This is a genomic window from Pseudoxanthomonas sp. LjRoot206 (assembly GCF_056175725.1).
Genome location: NZ_JBGFFI010000004.1, coordinates 472,289 through 488,851 on the forward strand (window position 1 = coordinate 472,289; position 16,563 = coordinate 488,851).

The following is a 16,563-nucleotide window of genomic DNA, read 5'->3' on the forward strand; positions in this document are numbered from 1 at the left end:
ACGGGGGAGGGTTGGGGCGGGTTGGGAACCGGAGCCGGGATCGTGGCGAAGCAACGCACGTTTCGAGCGATAGCTTCGTGCTGTATGTCGGGAGCCGAGCGCACCGACTTCGATCTGCCCCCATCCCAGCCTTCCCCCGCATGCGGGGGAAGGGGCGTATCCCGGACGGCGAAGCGCACTCATGCCGCGCGCCTCAAGGTCTCGTTCAACGAGTCGATGCTCGCCGCCTTCGGCTTCACCAGCCAGAACTTGCCGATGTAGTCGCGGAACTCGTCGAGGATCTGCTGCGCCCAGATGCTGCCGGTCAGCTCGCGGTGGCGGCTGATCAGCGTGTGCAGGTGCTGGCGGTGGCTCTCGAAGCCTTCCGGACTGATGCGGTGGATGTCGATCAGCTCGTGGTTGTAGCGGTCGACGAAATCGCGGTCCAGGTCGAGCACATAGGCCAGCCCGCCGGTGAAGCCGGCGCCGAAATTCAGGCCCACCTTGCCCAGCACCAGCACGATGCCGTCGGTCATGTACTCGCAGCAGTGGTCGCCGGCGCCTTCGATCACCGCCAGCGCGCCGGAGTTGCGCACGCCGAAGCGCTCGCCCGCGCGGCCGGCGGCGAACAGCTCGCCGCCCGTCGCGCCGTACAGGCAGGTGTTGCCGATAATCGGCGTGTTGCGGGCCTCGAAGCGCGCGCCACGCGGCGGACGCACCACCAGCCGGCCTCCGGCCATGCCCTTGCCGACGTAGTCGTTGGCCTCGCCTTCCAGCTCCATCTGCAGGCCGCCGGCGTTGAACGCGCCGAAGCTCTGCCCGGCAGTACCGCGGAAGCGCAGGTTCAACGGCGCGTCGGCCATGCCCTGGTTGCCGTGCTGGCGCGCGATGGCGCCGGACAGGCGCGTGCCGATGCTGCGGTCGGTGTTGTGGATCAGGAAGCGGTGGTCGCCGCCGCTCTTCCTGCGGATCGGTTCGGCCAGCAGGCCGTCGAGCTGCGTGGCCAGGCTGTCCGGCGATTCGTACAGGCGCTGCGCCGCGCAGGTGCTGCTGTCGTGCTGCGCGCCCTTCAGCAGGCGCGACAGGTCGACGTTGACGCCGGTGCGCGGCGAGGCGTCGATCTGCTGCAGCAGGTCGGTGCGGCCGACGATCTCGTCCAGCGAGCGTGCGCCCAGGTACGACAGCCACTGCCGCACTTCCTCGCTGAGCAGGCGGAAGAAGTTCTCCACGCGCTCCGGCAGGCCGGTGAAGTACTGCGTGCGCAGGCGTTCGTCCTGCGTGGCCACGCCGGTGGCGCAGTTGTTGAGGTGGCAGATGCGCAGGTACTTGCAGCCCAGCACGATCATCGGGCCGGTGCCGAAACCGAAGCTGTCGGCGCCGAGCAGCGCCGCCTTCACCACGTCGAGGCCGGTCTTCAGGCCGCCGTCGGTCTGCAGCACGGTGCGGTCGCGCAGCTGGTTCACGACGAGCGCGTGGTGCGCTTCGGCCACGCCGAGCTCCCACGGCACGCCGGCATAGCGGATCGAACTGACCGGGCTGGCGCCGGTGCCGCCGTCGTGGCCGGAAATGGTGATCAGGTCCGCGCCGGCCTTCACCACGCCGGCGGCGATGGTGCCGACGCCCGCATGGCTGACCAGCTTCACCGAGACCAGCGCCTGCGGATTGACCTGCTTGAGGTCGTAGATCAGCTGCGCGAGGTCTTCGATCGAATAGATGTCGTGGTGCGGCGGCGGCGAGATCAGGCCGATGCCCGGCTTGGCGTAGCGCAGCCGCGCGATCAGGTCGTTGACCTTGTGGCCTGGCAGCTGGCCGCCTTCGCCGGGCTTGGCGCCCTGCGCGACCTTGATCTGCAGCACTTCGGCGTTGACCAGGTATTCCGGGGTCACGCCGAAGCGGCCGGAGGCGACCTGCTTGATCTTGCTGCGCTTCTCGGTGCCGTAGCGCGCGGGGTCTTCGCCCCCTTCGCCCGAATTGCTGCGTCCGCCCAGGCGGTTCATCGCGATGGCGAGCGCTTCGTGCGCCTCGGGCGACAGCGCGCCCAGGCTGATCGCGGCGGTGTCGAAGCGGCGCAGCAGGTCGGACGCGTCGGCGACCTCGTCGAGCGGGGTCGGCGTATCGGCTTTCTTCAGTTGCAGCAGGTCGCGCAGCGCGGACGGCGGACGCGAGTTCACCACGTCGGCATAGGCCTGCCAGTCGCGGGCGTCGCCGGTGCGCGTCGCGCGCTGCAGCGTCATCACCACGTCCGGGTTGTACATGTGGTACTCGCCGCCGTGCACGTACTTCAGCAGGCCGCCGACCTCCGGCGACTCGCGGTCGTTCCAGGCGCGCGCTTCCAGCTGGCAGGCTTCCAGGTCCAGCCGCTCGAAGCCGACGCCGCCGATGCGCGCCGGGGTTTCGGCGAAGCACAGGTCCACCACGTCCGGGTCCAGGCCGACGATCTCGAACAGCTGCGCGCCGCGGTAGCTGCTGATGGTGCAGATGCCCATCTTCGAGATGATCTTGGACAGGCCCTTGTAGATGCCCTTGCGGTAGCTGCGGCCGATCTGCGCCTGCTCGCCGCCCTTCTTCAGGTGCAGGATGCCGCGGCGGCCCAGGTCGAACAGCGTCTGGTAGGCCAGGTACGGATACACCGCGGTGGCGCCGACGCCGAGCAGGCAGGCGATGTGGTGCGGATCGCGCGCGGTGCCGGTCTCGACGATCAGGTTGACGTCGCAGCGCAGGCCTTCGCGGCACAGGTGGTGGTGCACGGCGCCGGTGGCGAGCAGCGCATGCACCATCGGCCGGCCCTGCAGCGGACGGCGGTCGCTCAGCACCACCATGACCATGCCCTCGCGCGCGGCCTGCGCCACCTCGGCGCTGATGCGCTCGATGGCGGCCTTCATGCCTTCGGCGGGGTCGTACGACAGGTCGACGTAGCGGTGCTTTTGGTCGTACGGCGCCATCTTCACGATCTGCCGCAGCTTGCGCTGGGAAAGCACCGGCGAATTGAGGATGATGTGGTGCACCGTCTCCGGGCCGGCGTGGAAGATGTTGGTCTCCCGGCCCAGCTGGGTGGTCAGCGACATCACGCAGTCTTCGCGCAGCGGATCGATCGGCGGGTTGGTGACCTGTGCGAACGCCTGGCGGAAATAGTCGTACAGCGGACGCGTCTGCCGGCTCAGCACCGCCATCGGCGTGTCGTCGCCCATCGAGCCGGTGGCTTCCTGCTCGGTCTCGGCGAGCGGGCGCAGCACCTGCTCCACTTCCTCGGTCGAGAGCTGGAACAGCTTGTGGTAGCCGCGCAGCGTCTTCTCGTCGAACGGCGCGTCGGTCAGCGACGGGTCGATCAGCTCGGTCTGCAGGTAGGTGACGCCCTGCTGAAGCCACTGCTTGTAGGGCGCGCGGCCGCGGTTGATGCGGTCGACGGCCTCGGTGTCGAGCAGGTCGCCGCGCTTCAGGTCGATCGCCATCATCTCGCCCGGGCCCAGTTTGCCCTTGCGGGTCACGCGCTCGGCCGGCACTTCCCACACGCCGGCTTCGCTGGCGACGATGAAGTGGCGGTCGCTGGTCAGCATCCAGCGCGCGGGGCGCAGGCCGTTGCGGTCCAGCGTGCACGCGGCGTAACGCGCATCCATCGAGACGATGCCGGCCGGACCGTCCCACGGCTCGGTGTTGAGGCCATAGAACTCGTAGAACGCGGCGAGGTCGGCGTCCTTGAACTCCAGCGACTGGGTGGCCGGCGGCACCAGGATGCGCAGCGCCTGGATCAGTTCCATGCCACCGGCGACCAGCAGCTCCAGCATGTTGTCCAGGCTCTGCGAATCAGAGCCGTGCATGGAGATGACCGGGTCGAACTCGGCGATGTCGAAGCGTGGCGTCTTCCACACCTTGCTGCGCGCCTGCGCCCAGCGGCGGTTGCCTTCGATCGTGTTGATCTCGCCGTTGTGCGCCAGCAGGCGGAACGGGTGCGCCAGCGGCCAGCGCGGCAGCGTGTTGGTCGAGAAGCGCTGGTGGAACACCACCGCGCTGCTGGCCAGGTCGGCGCGCTGCAGGTCGGGGAAGAACACCGACAGCTTGTCCGGCAGCACCATGCCCTTGTAGCCGATCGCATGCGGCGACAGCGTCACCACGTAGAAATCCGGCACGGCGCTGCGCAGTTGCTGTTCGCTGCGGCGACGCGCGAGGAACAGCGCCAGGGTGAAGGCGTCGTCGTTCTGGCCGTCGCCGGCCTCGACGAACACCTGCTCGATGCGTGGCAGCGTGTCCTTGGCCAACTGGCCGCAGACGACGTCGTTGGTCGGCGGCACGCGCCAGCCCTTGAGGGTGGCGCCGGCGCGGAACAGTTCGGCTTCCAGTGTGGCGCGGCATTGCGCGGCCTGCGCCTCGTCGTGCGGCAGGAACACCAGGCCGGCGGCGAAGCGCGCGCCGAGCGCGATGTTCGCTTCGGTGGCGAGCGCGCGCAGGAACACATCCGGTTTGCGGATCAGCAGGCCGCAGCCATCGCCGGTGAGTCCGTCGGCGGCGACGCCACCGCGGTGGGTCATGCGCGAGAGCGCGGCAATGGCGGTATCGACCAGCGCGCGCGAGGGCTGGTCGTCGAGTTGCGCGATCATGCCGAAACCGCAGGCGTCGCGTTCGTCGTTGGGGTCGTACAGACCGTTGTCAAAGCCGCCTTGGCGATTGCGAGGGGCCATGTGTTGCCTCAAACCGGAGTGACGGCGACACCGTGCCCTGCCCACGCAGCGGCACTTCGAAATGTCACCGGAAACCCGACTAAATCACAGTTGTTGCGATGCCGCAACAACACCTATTGATAGCCAGTCGTTGGTTGCAGAAGCAACTTTTTGCACGGCGTCCGCGGCGATTCTTCATGCATGAAAAAGCCGCCTGCGCGGGCGCAGGCGGCTCGTCGACGAAACCTGTCGTGTGGCGGTCAGCCGCAGTTGACCGACGTCGCCGTGCCCTTGTCGTCGAGGATGATGTTCAGGCGGTTCGGATTGAAATCCATCGTCGCGGCATCGCCCGGCTTCAGTGCGCGCACGGCTTCCGACTTGCTGTCGGTCTTCGCTTGTTCGATCTCCTTTTCGCCGGCCGTCTTGCCGATGATCCACTGCACCTGGGTGTCGTCGCAGGTGCCGGCGAGTTCGGTCGGCGCCGGTTCCGCGGGTGCCGGCTCGGCGGCTTCGGTGGCGGCGGCCTGCGATTGCTCGGCGGCGGCGGTCTGCTCGTCGGCGTCGGGCGCGGAACAGGCGGCGAGCGACAGGGCAAGCAACAAGGCGGGAATCGCGGCTCGGCTCATGCGGAACTCCGGAAGATGGGTCTGAAGCAGAGATTACGTATCGGACATTCGGGACTCGTTAACCGGTCGCCGGACGACGGCGCTCCAGCCACCACAGCGCACCAGCCGCGAGCAGGAAGCCGAGGAACCAGGGCCACGATGCACCGCGCGGACCGTCCGCGGCCGGCGCGGTTCCGATGGACGCGATCGCCGTGGTCGCGGCCAGTCGCTGCGTCTGTTCGCGCACCATCGTGGCATGCAGCGGCTGGGCATCGTCGTCGGCGCGGACGTGGAACGGCGCCGTCGCATCGCCCGTCGCCAGCCGGTGCCAGCCGGCCATGCGCGGCCAGAAGCCGCCGCAGCGGGCCGTGCCCGTGGCGGGATCGCGCTGCAGCCGGGTGATGCGGCCGTCCGGCGCCGTGATCTCGGCGGCGTCGGCGAGACCGCACAGCGATACGCGCTGCGAAACGCGCGCGTCGTCCGGCATCGCCTGCGCTGTGTCCGTGCCGCTCCGCGCGAGGGTGCCCAGCGCCTGCGACCACAACACGGCATGCGTATCGGCGTGCCCGGCGAGCGCCAGCGCATAGGTGTCGGTCGGCGTCCACGCGCCGATGCGGCCACGCCCTTCCGCGCGCCACCACGCGATCGCGCTGCCATCGGCTGCGCGCAGCAGCGGGATGGCGTCCGGCGACGCCGTGCGCAGCGCCTGCCGCCTCAGCGTCGGCAGTCCGGCCGGTACTGCTTCCGCATCGACCGGCGCGTCCGACGTGCCGGCGCCGCGGCGCGCGCGCCAGGCATCGTCGTCGGGCGCCGGACGCGGCAGCTGGAATTCCGCTTCGCCGTTGCCGGCCAGCGACAGGCCGAGCATCCGCTGCACGCCCGGCGCCAGTGCGCCATCGGTGCGCACCAGCACGCCGAGCCCGTCGCGCATCGCGGCGATGAGCGCCGCGCGCTGACCCTCGCCGAGCGCGGCGGCGCTGCGGGCGTCCAGCAGCACCAGGTCGAAGCGGCGCAGCGTGTCGGCCGTCATCGGCAGCGGCGCATCGCCCAGTTGCAGGCCGCCGCCGAGGCTGATCTGCAGGTGCAGCGGAACGCCGGCGTCGGTCGCCCAGCGGCGCAGGTACTTCCATTCTGCATTCGGCGCACCGGCCAGCGCCCAGACACGTGGCGCGGGTGCGGCCTGCGTCCACACCGGCACCGTCGCCGCATCCACGCTCTTGCGCGTGGCATCGAGCACCTCGATGCGGAACGACGACGGCCCCGGCAGCCGTGCCAGTCCATCGAGGCGGAAGCCGCCCTGGCGGTCGACGGTGGTCGCGGCGATGCGCTGGCCGGCGGGATCGCGCAACACCACCGTCGCCTGCGGCACGCCATGCACGCGGCCTGTGACGGCGAAGGTGGCGCCCGGCACCACGACATCGACCGGCGCCAGTTGCACGATGCCGGTCGGCATCGGCGCCGCCGAAAAGGCGAGGTCGCGATCACCGACAGCGTCGCGATCGCGCGCTTCCAGGCCGGCGCCGACGATGTGCAGCGCATGGACGTCCGGATGACGGCGCAATGCGGTACCCAGGTCGGGCACGCGTTCGGCATCGATGCCGGCCGGTGCTTCCGGCAACGCAACGCGCGGTTGGCCTTGCAGCGTCGCGGGCAGCGCTACGCGGTCCGCCTGCGCGGTCATCACCACCAGCGTGCCGGTGGTGGCCGGCTGACGGGGCGGCAGCAGGGTGAAGTAGAGCAGCAGCGCGATCACCGGCTGCAGTAGGCACAGCAGTGCGAACCGCGCCGGTGAACCGCGCCGATCATCCGGCGCGCTCCGCCGCCACAGTGCGAGCCGCAGCCATGCCACCGCCACGGCGAGCGCCAGCAGCACGGCCAACAGCACGGGCAACGACGCGGCCACGTTCATCGCGCAGGCTCCTGCCGCAATGCGTCCAGGTAACGCCGACCCGCCTCATCCGCCGCGCCGCGCCGCGGTACCTGCGCCGGCGGTTGCGCGGAGGCCGACCACAGCAGCGCGCGCAGGCGCTGCCGGCAGGGCGCGCAGGCGGGATCGCCGCGCACTTCGTCGATGGCGGCGAACAGGTCCAGCGCATCCGGTACGCGCGCTTCGTTGCTGCGCAACCAGGTCTGCAACGCATCGAGATCGCCGAGGTCGGCCGGCACGCTGTCGTTCGCCAGCACCGCCCAGACGCGCGCCGGCGCGGCCTCGTCGTCCTTCGGCTGATCTAGCGCGCCGAGCGTGCGCGGCGCGATGCCGGTGCGGTCGCCGCCGAGGCGGCGCGTCTCGTCGATCGGCGGCAGTTCCGGTCCCACCCGCGCCAGGTAGATGCGCGTGGCCTGCTGTACCTGCTTGATGTACTCCAGCGCCTTGTACGCGAACGGCAGCGCGCGGTCCGGATGACCCTGGCGCAGGTGCAGCTCCGACTGCCACATCTGGTCCAGCGCCTTCTTCAACGTCGCGCGCGTCTCCGGATCGAGCAGCGTCGCCGCTTCGGCATGGTCATGCGTGTGACCGTAGGCTTCCAGCACGTCGGCTTCGCGGCCGAAGCTGGCGCCGGTCGCGCGGGTGGCATCGCCGTGGCCATGGCCATCGTCCGCTTGCGCGGTTTCGCCGGCATGGTCGTGGCCGTCGTCGTCCGAGTGCGCGTCGTCCGCATCGTTGGTCGGCGGCGGTTGCGGCTCGCCTTCGGCTTCCTCGCCGAGGAACTGGCCGTAGCGCAGGCGCAGGATGCGCTGGTCCACGCCGATGGCGTCGGCACGCGTCACGAAGGTGTCGGCCGGCAGGCTGCGCTTCTGCCTCTGCAGCGCTTCGGCGTCGATGATGATCTGGCGCTGGCTGCGGAAATAGGCCGGCATCACCTTCTTCACCAGCCCTTCCAGCCCGGTGCTTTCCTGGCCGAGGTCCGCCGGCCAGCGCAGGATCAGGCCGGGGCTCTGCGCGCGCTGCGGCGACGGGGAGCGCGCGTCCTGCACGGTCAGTTGCGCAATCAGGTCATCGCCCACCGCCATGCCCAGCGCCTTCAGGTCGAGCGAGGCGTTGAAGCGGCGCGCCGTCGCCGGACCGCTGCCGCGCAGTGTCATCACCTGTTCCTTGAACGCGATGTTCTCGCCGCTGCCCTGCGCCAGCGTCAGTTTCAGCGTGGCGGTCGGGGCAATGCCGTAGTCGTCGCGGGCCTCGAAGGCGAGCGGCCACCGCGTCTGTCCCACCGTCACCAGGCTGAGTCCGCGGTCCGGCGCCAGCACCTTCACCTCCGGCGTGCGGTCGGGGATGGCATCAAGGCGTCGAAGCTTCGTAGGCGGCTGGTTTTCCGTGCCGTCTGCGACCACGCGGTACAGCGTCGACTTCGCCAGCAGGTGCGTCGCGCGCCACGTGTCGCCTTCGCGCGTCAGTGCGATGCGTTGGCCGTCGTGGAAGACCAGCGCCGCCGCCGTCGGTTGCGGCTCGAAGCGCAGCGTCCAGGTCAGCCGCGAGCCGACCGGTGCCTTCGCATCCAGTGTGGCCTCCGCATGGGCGGCGATGCCGGTGTAGCCCGGGGCTGCGACATGCAGGCGTTGCGCCACCAGGTGCGGGATGCCGGGCGCGGTCGGCGCCGGTTCGTCCGACGGTGCGAGGGTGCCGGCATCATGCGTCGTGGAGGGCGACAGCAGTGCCGCGACGATCACGACCGCGGCGGCCAGCCACAGCGCCGCGATGCGCGACCACGGCCAAGGCGTGCGCAGGTCCGGCGCCGGCTGTGCGCGCAGGCGCTCACGCACGCGTGCCTGTTGCAGCTGCTGCAGCGGCGACAGCGAGTCGGGCGGCGTCAGCAGCAGGTCGGTGCTGTCGTCGAGATCGGTGCGCCGCGCGTCCAGCTGCCGCACCAGCCACGGCGTATCGAAGGCGCGCGTTCGCCGCCACGCGAGGACGGCGAGCAGTGCGACGCCGACCAAGGCCACCGCGACCGCGACGCCGGACGACGTCGTGCGCCAGAGGACTGCAGCGACGGCGACTGGAATCGCCGCGCCCAGCAGCAACTGCCCGAGCAGCACATGCCGGCGCACCTGCACCAGGCGATCGGTCGCCGAGACCGTCATGGCGCCACGCTCCTTGCACGTCGCGTCGCCATCCAGCGCTCGACCAGCACCAGCAGCGCGATCAGCAGCGCCAGCCAGGGTTGCAGGTCGCGCGGTGCGATCGGATAGGTCGCACCGCCGGTCACCGGCGCGTAGTCGGCGGCGAGCACGCGTGCGGGGGCTGCGGCGGGTGCGTCGAACAGGGCGCGCAGCTGTTGCGGGAAGTCGGCCTCGACCAGCGCCGGCATCGCATCCGGCCGCAGTGGCCGGGTGAAGCGCAGCACGCGACCCTTGCCGCGGGTTGCCGATTCGACCATGGCTGCACCGTCGGCATCGCGCCATGGCGCCGCGTCGGCAGTGAAACCGTCGAGCGTGCTGTCGTTCGCCAGCAGTGCCGTGCCACCGGATTCGATCCACTGCACGACCGGGGCAGGAACCGGTCCAGACACCAGCCAGACCAGCGGCCGGGTGATCGCAGGCAACGCCCCGTCGCGCGTACCGACCTGCAAGGCGGCTGGCGCGTCCGCATTCGGCGACCACGCTCGTGCGGCGGCGCGCAGGTAGCGCAGTCCCGTGTCGTTGCCTGCCTCGTGGCGCACGGCCAGCGACGGCGGTGGCGTCGGGCGTGCGGACGACGCCGGCATCGCGCCCTCGACCACCGTCCACGTCACCGGTCGCGACAGCACCGGCCGCTCCGCATCCGCGCCCTGCAGCGTCGCGGGCACGACGACGGTCAGCGACGTGCCGGCCGGCAGCTCGGCATCCAGCTGGCGCAGCAGGCTGCCGATGGCGACGGGCCCCGTAGGCGTCGTCTCATCCAGCGAAGGGAACCCGGAGGCCAGCCAGCGCTGCTGCGACTCTGTTTCCCCTGTCTGTGCGCGTACGACCGCGGCATCTGCGCCCGGCACGGCGACGATCCACGGACGCGTGTCGTCCACGCCCGACAGCACCGGCTTCGCCAGCCATAGCGCCAGCAACGCGAGCAGCAGCAGACGCAACAGCAGCAGCGGCCATTCGTCGAAGCGGATGCGGTGGCGCGGCTTCGGCTTCTGCCGCAGCCAGCGCAGCGCGGCGAAGTCGGTCGGCGTCTGTTCGTGGCGACGCGCCAGGTGCAGCAGCAACGGCAGCAGCAACGCGGCGAGCGCGGCGAGTCCGGCGGGCAACAGCAGGGCCAGGCTCATGCGTACTCCGCCGCATCGCGCGCGCCGAACAGCCGCCGCAGCGGCAGGTCCAGCGGCTGGTCAGTGTAGTAGCGCGCATGGCGGATGCCGCTGGCATCCAGCCGTGCATCCAGCAGGCGCTGTGCCTCGGCGAAACGCTGCAGGTACTCCGCACGCAACGCGGTGGCATCGCCGAGCAGTTCCTCGCCGGTTTCCGGATCGCGGAAGCGGTGGCCGCCGGTGAACGGGAAGTCGCGCTCCTCCGCCGTCAGCAACTGGATCGCCAGCACCTCGCGGCGCGCTGCGGCCAGACGTTCGATCAGCGCGACCATCGCCTCGTCGAAGCCGTCGCTCAGCGTCATGACCAGGTCGCCGGCGCCGATGCGCTCCCACACCGGCGCCAGCTTGTCCGTGGCCGGAAACACACCGCGCGCGCTCAGTCCATGCAGCGCCAGTAACAACTGGTCGCGCTGGCGCGCGCCGTTGCCGGGCGACACCAGTCGCACGCCGTCGCCGTGCAGCACCAGCAGGCCGAAGCGGTCGCCTTGCCGCAATGCCAGTTCGGCGATGCAGGCGGTGAGCCGGCGCGCGGCGTCGAAGCGCGTGCCGCGTTCGCCATCGCGCTGGTTCATCGACGCGGTGGCGTCGAGCACGATCCACACCGTCAGCGGGCTCTCGCGCTCGGCTTCGCGCACGAAGAAGCGGTCCGAGCGCGCGTACAGCTTCCAGTCGATCTGGCGCAGTTCGTCGCCCGGCTCATAGGCCCGGTATTGCGCGAACTCCAGGCCGGCGCCGCGGCTGCGGCTGTGGTGCACGCCGATCCCCTGCGCGCCGATGGCACGGCGCGCGGTCAGCCGCAGGTCCTTCAACCGGCTGCGGACGTCGGCGGGGATCAGGTCGTGCGCCACGGACGGTCGATCAGGCAGTGAGCGGCACGCCGCGCAGCAGTGCGGCGATCACGTCGTCGGCCGTCACCTGTTCGGCTTCCGCCGCGAACGACAGCAGCAGGCGGTGGCGCATCACCGGCTTGGCAAGCGCGACGATGTCCTCGCGCGTGGCGGCCAGGCGTCCGTGCAGCAGCGCCCGCGCCTTCGCCGCCAGCACCAGCGACTGGCCGGCACGCGGACCCGCCCCCCAGCGCACGTACTTGCGGATCTCGTTGGGCACGCCTTCGCCGGGACGGCTGGTGCGTACCAGTTTCGTGATCCAGCGCAGCAGGTCCTCGCTGACGTGGACGTCGCGCACGTGCTGCTGCAGCGCCAGCACCGCCTCGCCTTCCATCACCCGCGGCACGGCGCCGCCGGCGCGGCCGGTGGTCTGCGCCAGGATGTCGTGCTCTTCCTGCTCGGTCGGATAGTCCACGCGGATGTGCAGCAGGAAGCGGTCCAGCTGGGCTTCGGGCAATGGATACGTGCCGGCCTGCTCGAGCGGATTCTGCGTGGCCAGCACGAAGAACGGTGAGGGCAGGGCATGCGTGGTGCCCGCATAGCTGACCGTGCGCTCCTGCATCGCTTCGAGCAGCGCGGCCTGGGTCTTCGGCGGCGTGCGGTTCAGTTCATCGGCGAGCAGCAGGTTGGTGAAGATGGGGCCGGGCTGGAAGCGGAAATGGCGGTGGCCGGTGCCGTGGTCTTCCTCCAGCAGCTCGGTGCCGAGGATGTCGCTGGGCATCAGGTCCGGGGTGAACTGCACGCGGCGGAACTGCAGGTGTAGCGCTTCGCCCAGCGAGCGCACCAGCAACGTCTTGCCCAGGCCGGGTACGCCCTCCAGCAGGCAGTGGCCGCCGGCCAGCAGGCCGATCAGCAGCTGCTCCACCACGTCCTGCTGGCCGACGATGGCCTGGCCGATGGCGGCGCGGAGTTCGCCGAGTTTCGCGAGCTGCTGCTGGAGGTCGGATTCGGTGATCTGGGTCATGACAGGTCCGCAAGAGGGTGTAGGAGCGCCGCTTGGGCGCGATGCTCTTCTTCGGAAACCAGAGAGAAAGCATCGCGCCCAAGCGGCGCTCCTACATGAGCAAGGAAAAGGGTGAGTTTCATGTCGTCAGCGCATAGATCACGAGGTTCACGCCGAACTTGGTGTTGTCTTCGGCGAGGAAGCGCTTGTTGCGCCAGTCGTAGTCCCACTCGCAGCCGTAGTCCTTGTTGCTGTAGAGCACGCCGAGGCGGCCGTTGATCTCGATGCCCTGCAGGTACTCGTGCACCAGGTCGTCGCCCCAGCCGTTGAGTTCGAAACTGGTGGCGGGCGGGCCGTCGAACTTGAAGAACGAGGAATAGATCGCGTGCGTGTTCGGCAGCTTCTTCATCGCCTTCGCACCGAAGATCGCCGCCATCTGCGCTTCGAAGGACTTGGCGAACAGGCCGTCGATGTCGTGGTTGCAGTCGTCGACGAAGACGAAGCCGCCGTTGCGGACGTAGCGTTCGAAGTTGCGCTTCTCCGCCGGGTTGAAGTCCACCAGCTTGTGCCCGGCCAGGTAGCAGAACGGCGCCGCCAGCATGCGAGGATCGGACAGCGCCAGCACGTGTTCCTTCGGATCCACGCGCAGGCTGGTGTAGTCGATCAGCGAAGTGATCAGGTTGGACGGCATGCGCGCGTCCACGTCCCAGTCGCCGGAGTCGTACTTCAGGCGGGTGAAGCGGAAGTCGTAGTTGCCGGATTGGGCGCGCGCCTGCCTGGGCAATGCAGCCGTCACCACGCCGCCGAGCATCAGGTGGAGGAATTGCGCACGCGTTAGCCGGGAGTGGAGCAAAGCCGGGGTCTCTGAAAGCCCCTCTCCCAACGGGAGAGGGGTTGGGGAGAGGGGCGATGGTGTCCTGATGGTTCAAGCATCATGGACTGCACTCGCCCCTCATCCGCCCTTCGGGCACCTTCTCCCGGAGGGAGAAGGAGAACAGCGTTACACCGCATCCGACAACGAGGTGAAGGTGAAGTCGCGCAGCTTCATCGGCGGGATCATCATCACGAAGCTGGACTCGTCGCCGGCGACGCGCACGGGCTTGCCCAGTTCCTCGATGTTGTTGAGCATGATCACCGGCGACTCGTTGAAGCGGAAATTCTTGACCGGGTGCTTGATCTGGCCGTTCTCGATGTAGAACGTGCCGTCGCGGGTCAGGCCGGTCAGCAGCACGGTCTGCGGATCGACCATGCGGATGTACCACGTACGCGTGACCAGGATGCCCTTCTGCGTGCCGGCGACCAGCTCGGCGGTGGACTTGGTGCCGCCGGCGAACAGCAGGTTGCCCGGCGAACCGACCGCGCGCTTGCCCTGCTTCTGCGCCCAGAAGCGCGAGTACTCCAGGTTGACCACCTTGCCGTTCTCGACGATCGGCATCTTCTCGCGTGGCAGGCCCTCGTTGTCCCACGGCATCACTTCGGCGCCGGGGTGCCACGGATCGGCGCTGATGTTCACGCGCGGGTCGTAGACCTGTTCGCCCAGCTTGTTGCCGCCGCCTTTCTTGGACAGGAAGCTGCGGCCCTCGTCGGCCTGGCGCGCGTCGAAGAAGTTCATCATGAAGGAGATCAGGCCGGCGGCCGCGGCGGGCTCCAGGATGACCGTGTACTTGCCCGGTTCCAGCGCCTTGGCTTCGGCCGACTCGCTGGCCTTGCGCATCGCGGTGCGGATGTCGCTGTCGGCCTTGAACGCGTTCGCATCCTTCAGGTTGCGGCCGACCCAGCCGGAACCGCGGCCGTCCTCGGTACGCACCGTGCAGGTGTAGTTGAACGCAGTGGCCTTCTGGTAGCCGAAATTGCCCTTGCTGTTGGCGAAGGCGACGAAGCTCTGGCCGTCTTCCAGGAAGCCGGCGGCGATCAGCTTCTCGGCCTTGCACGGACCGATCGAATCGGCGGCGACCTGCGCGCGGAATTCCGGCGTGATCGCGGCGGTGGAGTCGCTGAAGGTCGGCGAGGGCTTGTAGGTCTGCTTCTCGACGGCCGGCATGAACTCGGGGTTCTCCGGCGCCAGGCGGGCGAGGTCTTCGGCGCGGCGCACGACGCGCTCCAGCGCGGCATCGTCGAACTCGTTGATCGTCGCCACGCCGGTGCGCTTGCCGAACGCGACCTGCACGGCCAGGTCGGTATTGCTGACGATGCCGCTGGTGGACACGTTGTTCAGCGCGAACCGGATGTTGCCGTCGATCGAGCCGGTGAGGGACGCGGTGCACTCGTCGGCCTTGGATAGCGCGAGGACCTTGTCCAGGATGGCCTTGGCCTGCGCTTCGGTGAGGATGCTCATGTTCTAGGGTCTCCTTGCGCCGGTCAGCCGAGCGAGCGGGCGGTGTTGATGACGTTCATGCCGTTGAAGCGCGCGGTCGAGGAACCGTGCGAGACCGCGGACACCTGGCCGGGCTGGCCCTTGCCGTCGAAGAACGAACCGCCCAGGCGGTAGTCGCTCTCGTCGCAGATCGCGGTGCAGGCGTTCCAGAATTCCGGCGTGCGGATCTGGTAGGCCACGTCCTCGAGCTGCTGGGTGATCTTGCCGTTCTTGATCTCGTAGAACAGCTGGCCGCCGAACTGGGCGTTGTAGCGCTGCTGGTCGATCGAGAACGAGCCGTCGCCGATGATGTAGATGCCGTTCTCGACGTCCTTGATCATGTCGGCGACCGACAGCTTGGTCTTGCCCGCCGCCAGCGACACGTTGGCCATGCGCTGGAACTGCACGCTGCTCCACGAGTCGGCGTAGCAGCAGCCGTCGGATTCGTCCTTGCCCAGGATGTGGGCCTGGTCGCGGATGGTCTGGTAGTCGACCAGCTTGCCTTCCTTCACCAGGTCCCAGCGCTTGGTCTTGACGCCTTCGTCGTCGTAGCCGACCGCGCCCAGGCTGCCGGTCTGCACCTTGTCGGCGAACAGGTTGACGAGGCCGCTGCCGTACTGGAACGCCTCCTTGCGCTTGTCCAGCGTGGCGAAACTGGTGCCGGCGTAGTTGGCCTCGTAGCCGAGCACGCGGTCGAGTTCGAGCGGATGGCCGACGTTCTCGTGGATGGTCAGCCAGGTGTGCGAGGGGTCCAGCACCAGGTCGTACTTGCCCGGTTTCACCGACGGCGCGGTCAGCTTGGCGCGCGCCTGTTTGGCGGACGCGATGGCGTCCTCCTTCATGTCGTAGGACAGGCCGTAGTTGATGACGCCGTTCGGCGTGGTGTACTTCTGCGACGCGTCGCCGTCCAGGTACTCGTAGCCCATGCCGACCGGCGAGGACAGGCCGTCACGGGTGCGGAACTTGCCGCTGGCCTTGTCGATGGCGGTGACCGTCATCGGCACCCAGATGCGGTGCACGTCCTGGTCGATGTAGGAGCCGTCGGTGCTGGCGAAGTACTTCTGCTCGTTGACCACGAACATCATCGAATTGACGAAGTCGGCGCCGGCGTTGATCGCGGCGGCGTTGACGCCCAGCAGCAGGTCGACCTTCTCCTTGATCGGCACCTCCATGGCGTTCTTCTTGATCGGTGTCTTCCAGGACACCTCGCCGAAGCCCGGCGCCTTGGCCAGCTGCACCGGCGCGGTCTGCGTCTTGCTGTTGGCGGTGGCGATCGCGGCGGCCTGGCGCGCGGCGGCGGCCACGCCCTCGGCGGTCAGCGTGTTGGTGGCGGCGAAGCCCCAGGCGCCGTTGGCGATCACGCGGATGCCGGCGCCGGTGGACTCGGTGTTCACCACGTTCTGCACCTTGTCCTCGCGGGTGATCACGAACTGGCGCAGGTAGCGGCCGATGCGCACGTCGCAGTAGCTGGCGCCGGCCTGCTTGGCCGCGGCCAGCGCGGCATCGGCGAGGCGCTTCTTGAACGCGACATCGAGGGTGGAGTGGAGTTGCTCGGCGGCGATCGCCTTGCCGAAGTAGGACGGCACCATCAGGCCGCCCACGGTCAGGCCGGTCAGGGCCAGGAAGTCACGACGTTGCAAGGCTGTTCTCCACCGTTGGGCCTGCGCGGGCAGGCAGGGGACTGACGGACGCGTTGTCCCCGCGCCATGTCCACCGCGCGGGTCGTCCCCGATTCTTGCGCTGGCGCCAAGACAGCGTCAAATGACTTTAGGCATATAAGGCCACGCATTTCCTGTAGGAGCGCCCTCGGGCGCGATGCTTTTCATGCATTCCGGGCACAAGGCATCGCGCCCGAGGGCGCTCCTACA

Annotated in this window: 10 protein-coding genes; all 10 read right to left on the reverse strand. The window is 69.2% G+C overall.

Translation table 11 applies throughout. The annotated features are described in order from the left end of the window. Nucleotides 1–179: 179 nt before the first annotated feature. Entirely contained in the window at nt 180–4,652 is a 4,473-nt protein-coding gene (gene gltB, locus AC04MD_RS15235) for a glutamate synthase large subunit (protein WP_475498118.1), read from the reverse strand. Nucleotides 4,653–4,891: 239 nt separating this feature from the next. Further along, entirely contained in the window at nt 4,892–5,257 is a 366-nt protein-coding gene (locus AC04MD_RS15240) for an I78 family peptidase inhibitor (protein ID WP_475498119.1), read from the reverse strand. A 58-nt stretch (nt 5,258–5,315) separates the two neighbouring features. Next, on the reverse strand, nt 5,316–7,145 hold the full coding sequence (locus AC04MD_RS15245) for a carboxypeptidase regulatory-like domain-containing protein (protein ID WP_475498120.1): 1,830 nt from the start codon (nt 7,143–7,145) through the stop codon (nt 5,316–5,318). Next, on the reverse strand, nt 7,142–9,313 hold the full coding sequence (locus tag AC04MD_RS15250) for a hypothetical protein (RefSeq protein ID WP_475498121.1): 2,172 nt from the start codon (nt 9,311–9,313) through the stop codon (nt 7,142–7,144). Before AC04MD_RS15250 ends, AC04MD_RS15245 begins: the two co-directional genes overlap by 4 nt. After that, entirely contained in the window at nt 9,310–10,473 is a 1,164-nt protein-coding gene (locus AC04MD_RS15255; RefSeq protein ID WP_475498122.1) for a BatA domain-containing protein, read from the reverse strand. Before AC04MD_RS15255 ends, AC04MD_RS15250 begins: the two co-directional genes overlap by 4 nt. Beyond that, nucleotides 10,470–11,360: a DUF58 domain-containing protein gene (locus AC04MD_RS15260; RefSeq protein WP_475498123.1), complete on the reverse strand. Its 891-nt coding sequence runs from the start codon at nt 11,358–11,360 to the stop codon at nt 10,470–10,472. Before AC04MD_RS15260 ends, AC04MD_RS15255 begins: the two co-directional genes overlap by 4 nt. A 10-nt stretch (nt 11,361–11,370) precedes the next feature. Then, on the reverse strand, nt 11,371–12,363 hold the full coding sequence (locus AC04MD_RS15265) for an AAA family ATPase (RefSeq protein WP_475498124.1): 993 nt from the start codon (nt 12,361–12,363) through the stop codon (nt 11,371–11,373). A 118-nt stretch (nt 12,364–12,481) separates the two neighbouring features. Further along, the gene (locus tag AC04MD_RS15270) at nt 12,482–13,153 is read right to left on the reverse strand and encodes a DUF4159 domain-containing protein (protein WP_475498125.1); all 672 of its coding nucleotides are present in this window, start codon (nt 13,151–13,153) and stop codon (nt 12,482–12,484) included. Nucleotides 13,154–13,342: 189 nt separating this feature from the next. Beyond that, on the reverse strand, nt 13,343–14,677 hold the full coding sequence (locus tag AC04MD_RS15275; RefSeq protein ID WP_475498126.1) for a TldD/PmbA family protein: 1,335 nt from the start codon (nt 14,675–14,677) through the stop codon (nt 13,343–13,345). Between the two features lie 23 nt (nt 14,678–14,700). Continuing rightward, nucleotides 14,701–16,335, reverse strand: a complete 1,635-nt coding sequence (locus AC04MD_RS15280) for a TldD/PmbA family protein (protein WP_475498127.1) — start codon at nt 16,333–16,335, stop codon at nt 14,701–14,703. Nucleotides 16,336–16,563 lie beyond the last annotated feature (228 nt).

Excerpts from the sequence above, each read along its gene's own strand:
- AC04MD_RS15240 (WP_475498119.1), bottom strand. The coding sequence starts at position 5,257 with ATGAGCCGAGCCGCGATTCCCGCCTTGTTGCTTGCCCTGTCGCTCGCC.
- AC04MD_RS15270 (WP_475498125.1), bottom strand. The coding sequence starts at position 13,153 with ATGCTCGGCGGCGTGGTGACGGCTGCATTGCCCAGGCAGGCGCGCGCC.
- AC04MD_RS15250 (WP_475498121.1), bottom strand. The coding sequence starts at position 9,313 with ATGACGGTCTCGGCGACCGATCGCCTGGTGCAGGTGCGCCGGCATGTG.
- gltB (WP_475498118.1), bottom strand. The coding sequence starts at position 4,652 with ATGGCCCCTCGCAATCGCCAAGGCGGCTTTGACAACGGTCTGTACGAC.
- AC04MD_RS15275 (WP_475498126.1), bottom strand. The coding sequence starts at position 14,677 with ATGAGCATCCTCACCGAAGCGCAGGCCAAGGCCATCCTGGACAAGGTC.
- AC04MD_RS15245 (WP_475498120.1), bottom strand. The coding sequence starts at position 7,145 with ATGAACGTGGCCGCGTCGTTGCCCGTGCTGTTGGCCGTGCTGCTGGCG.
- AC04MD_RS15265 (WP_475498124.1), bottom strand. The coding sequence starts at position 12,363 with ATGACCCAGATCACCGAATCCGACCTCCAGCAGCAGCTCGCGAAACTC.
- AC04MD_RS15255 (WP_475498122.1), bottom strand. The coding sequence starts at position 10,473 with ATGAGCCTGGCCCTGCTGTTGCCCGCCGGACTCGCCGCGCTCGCCGCG.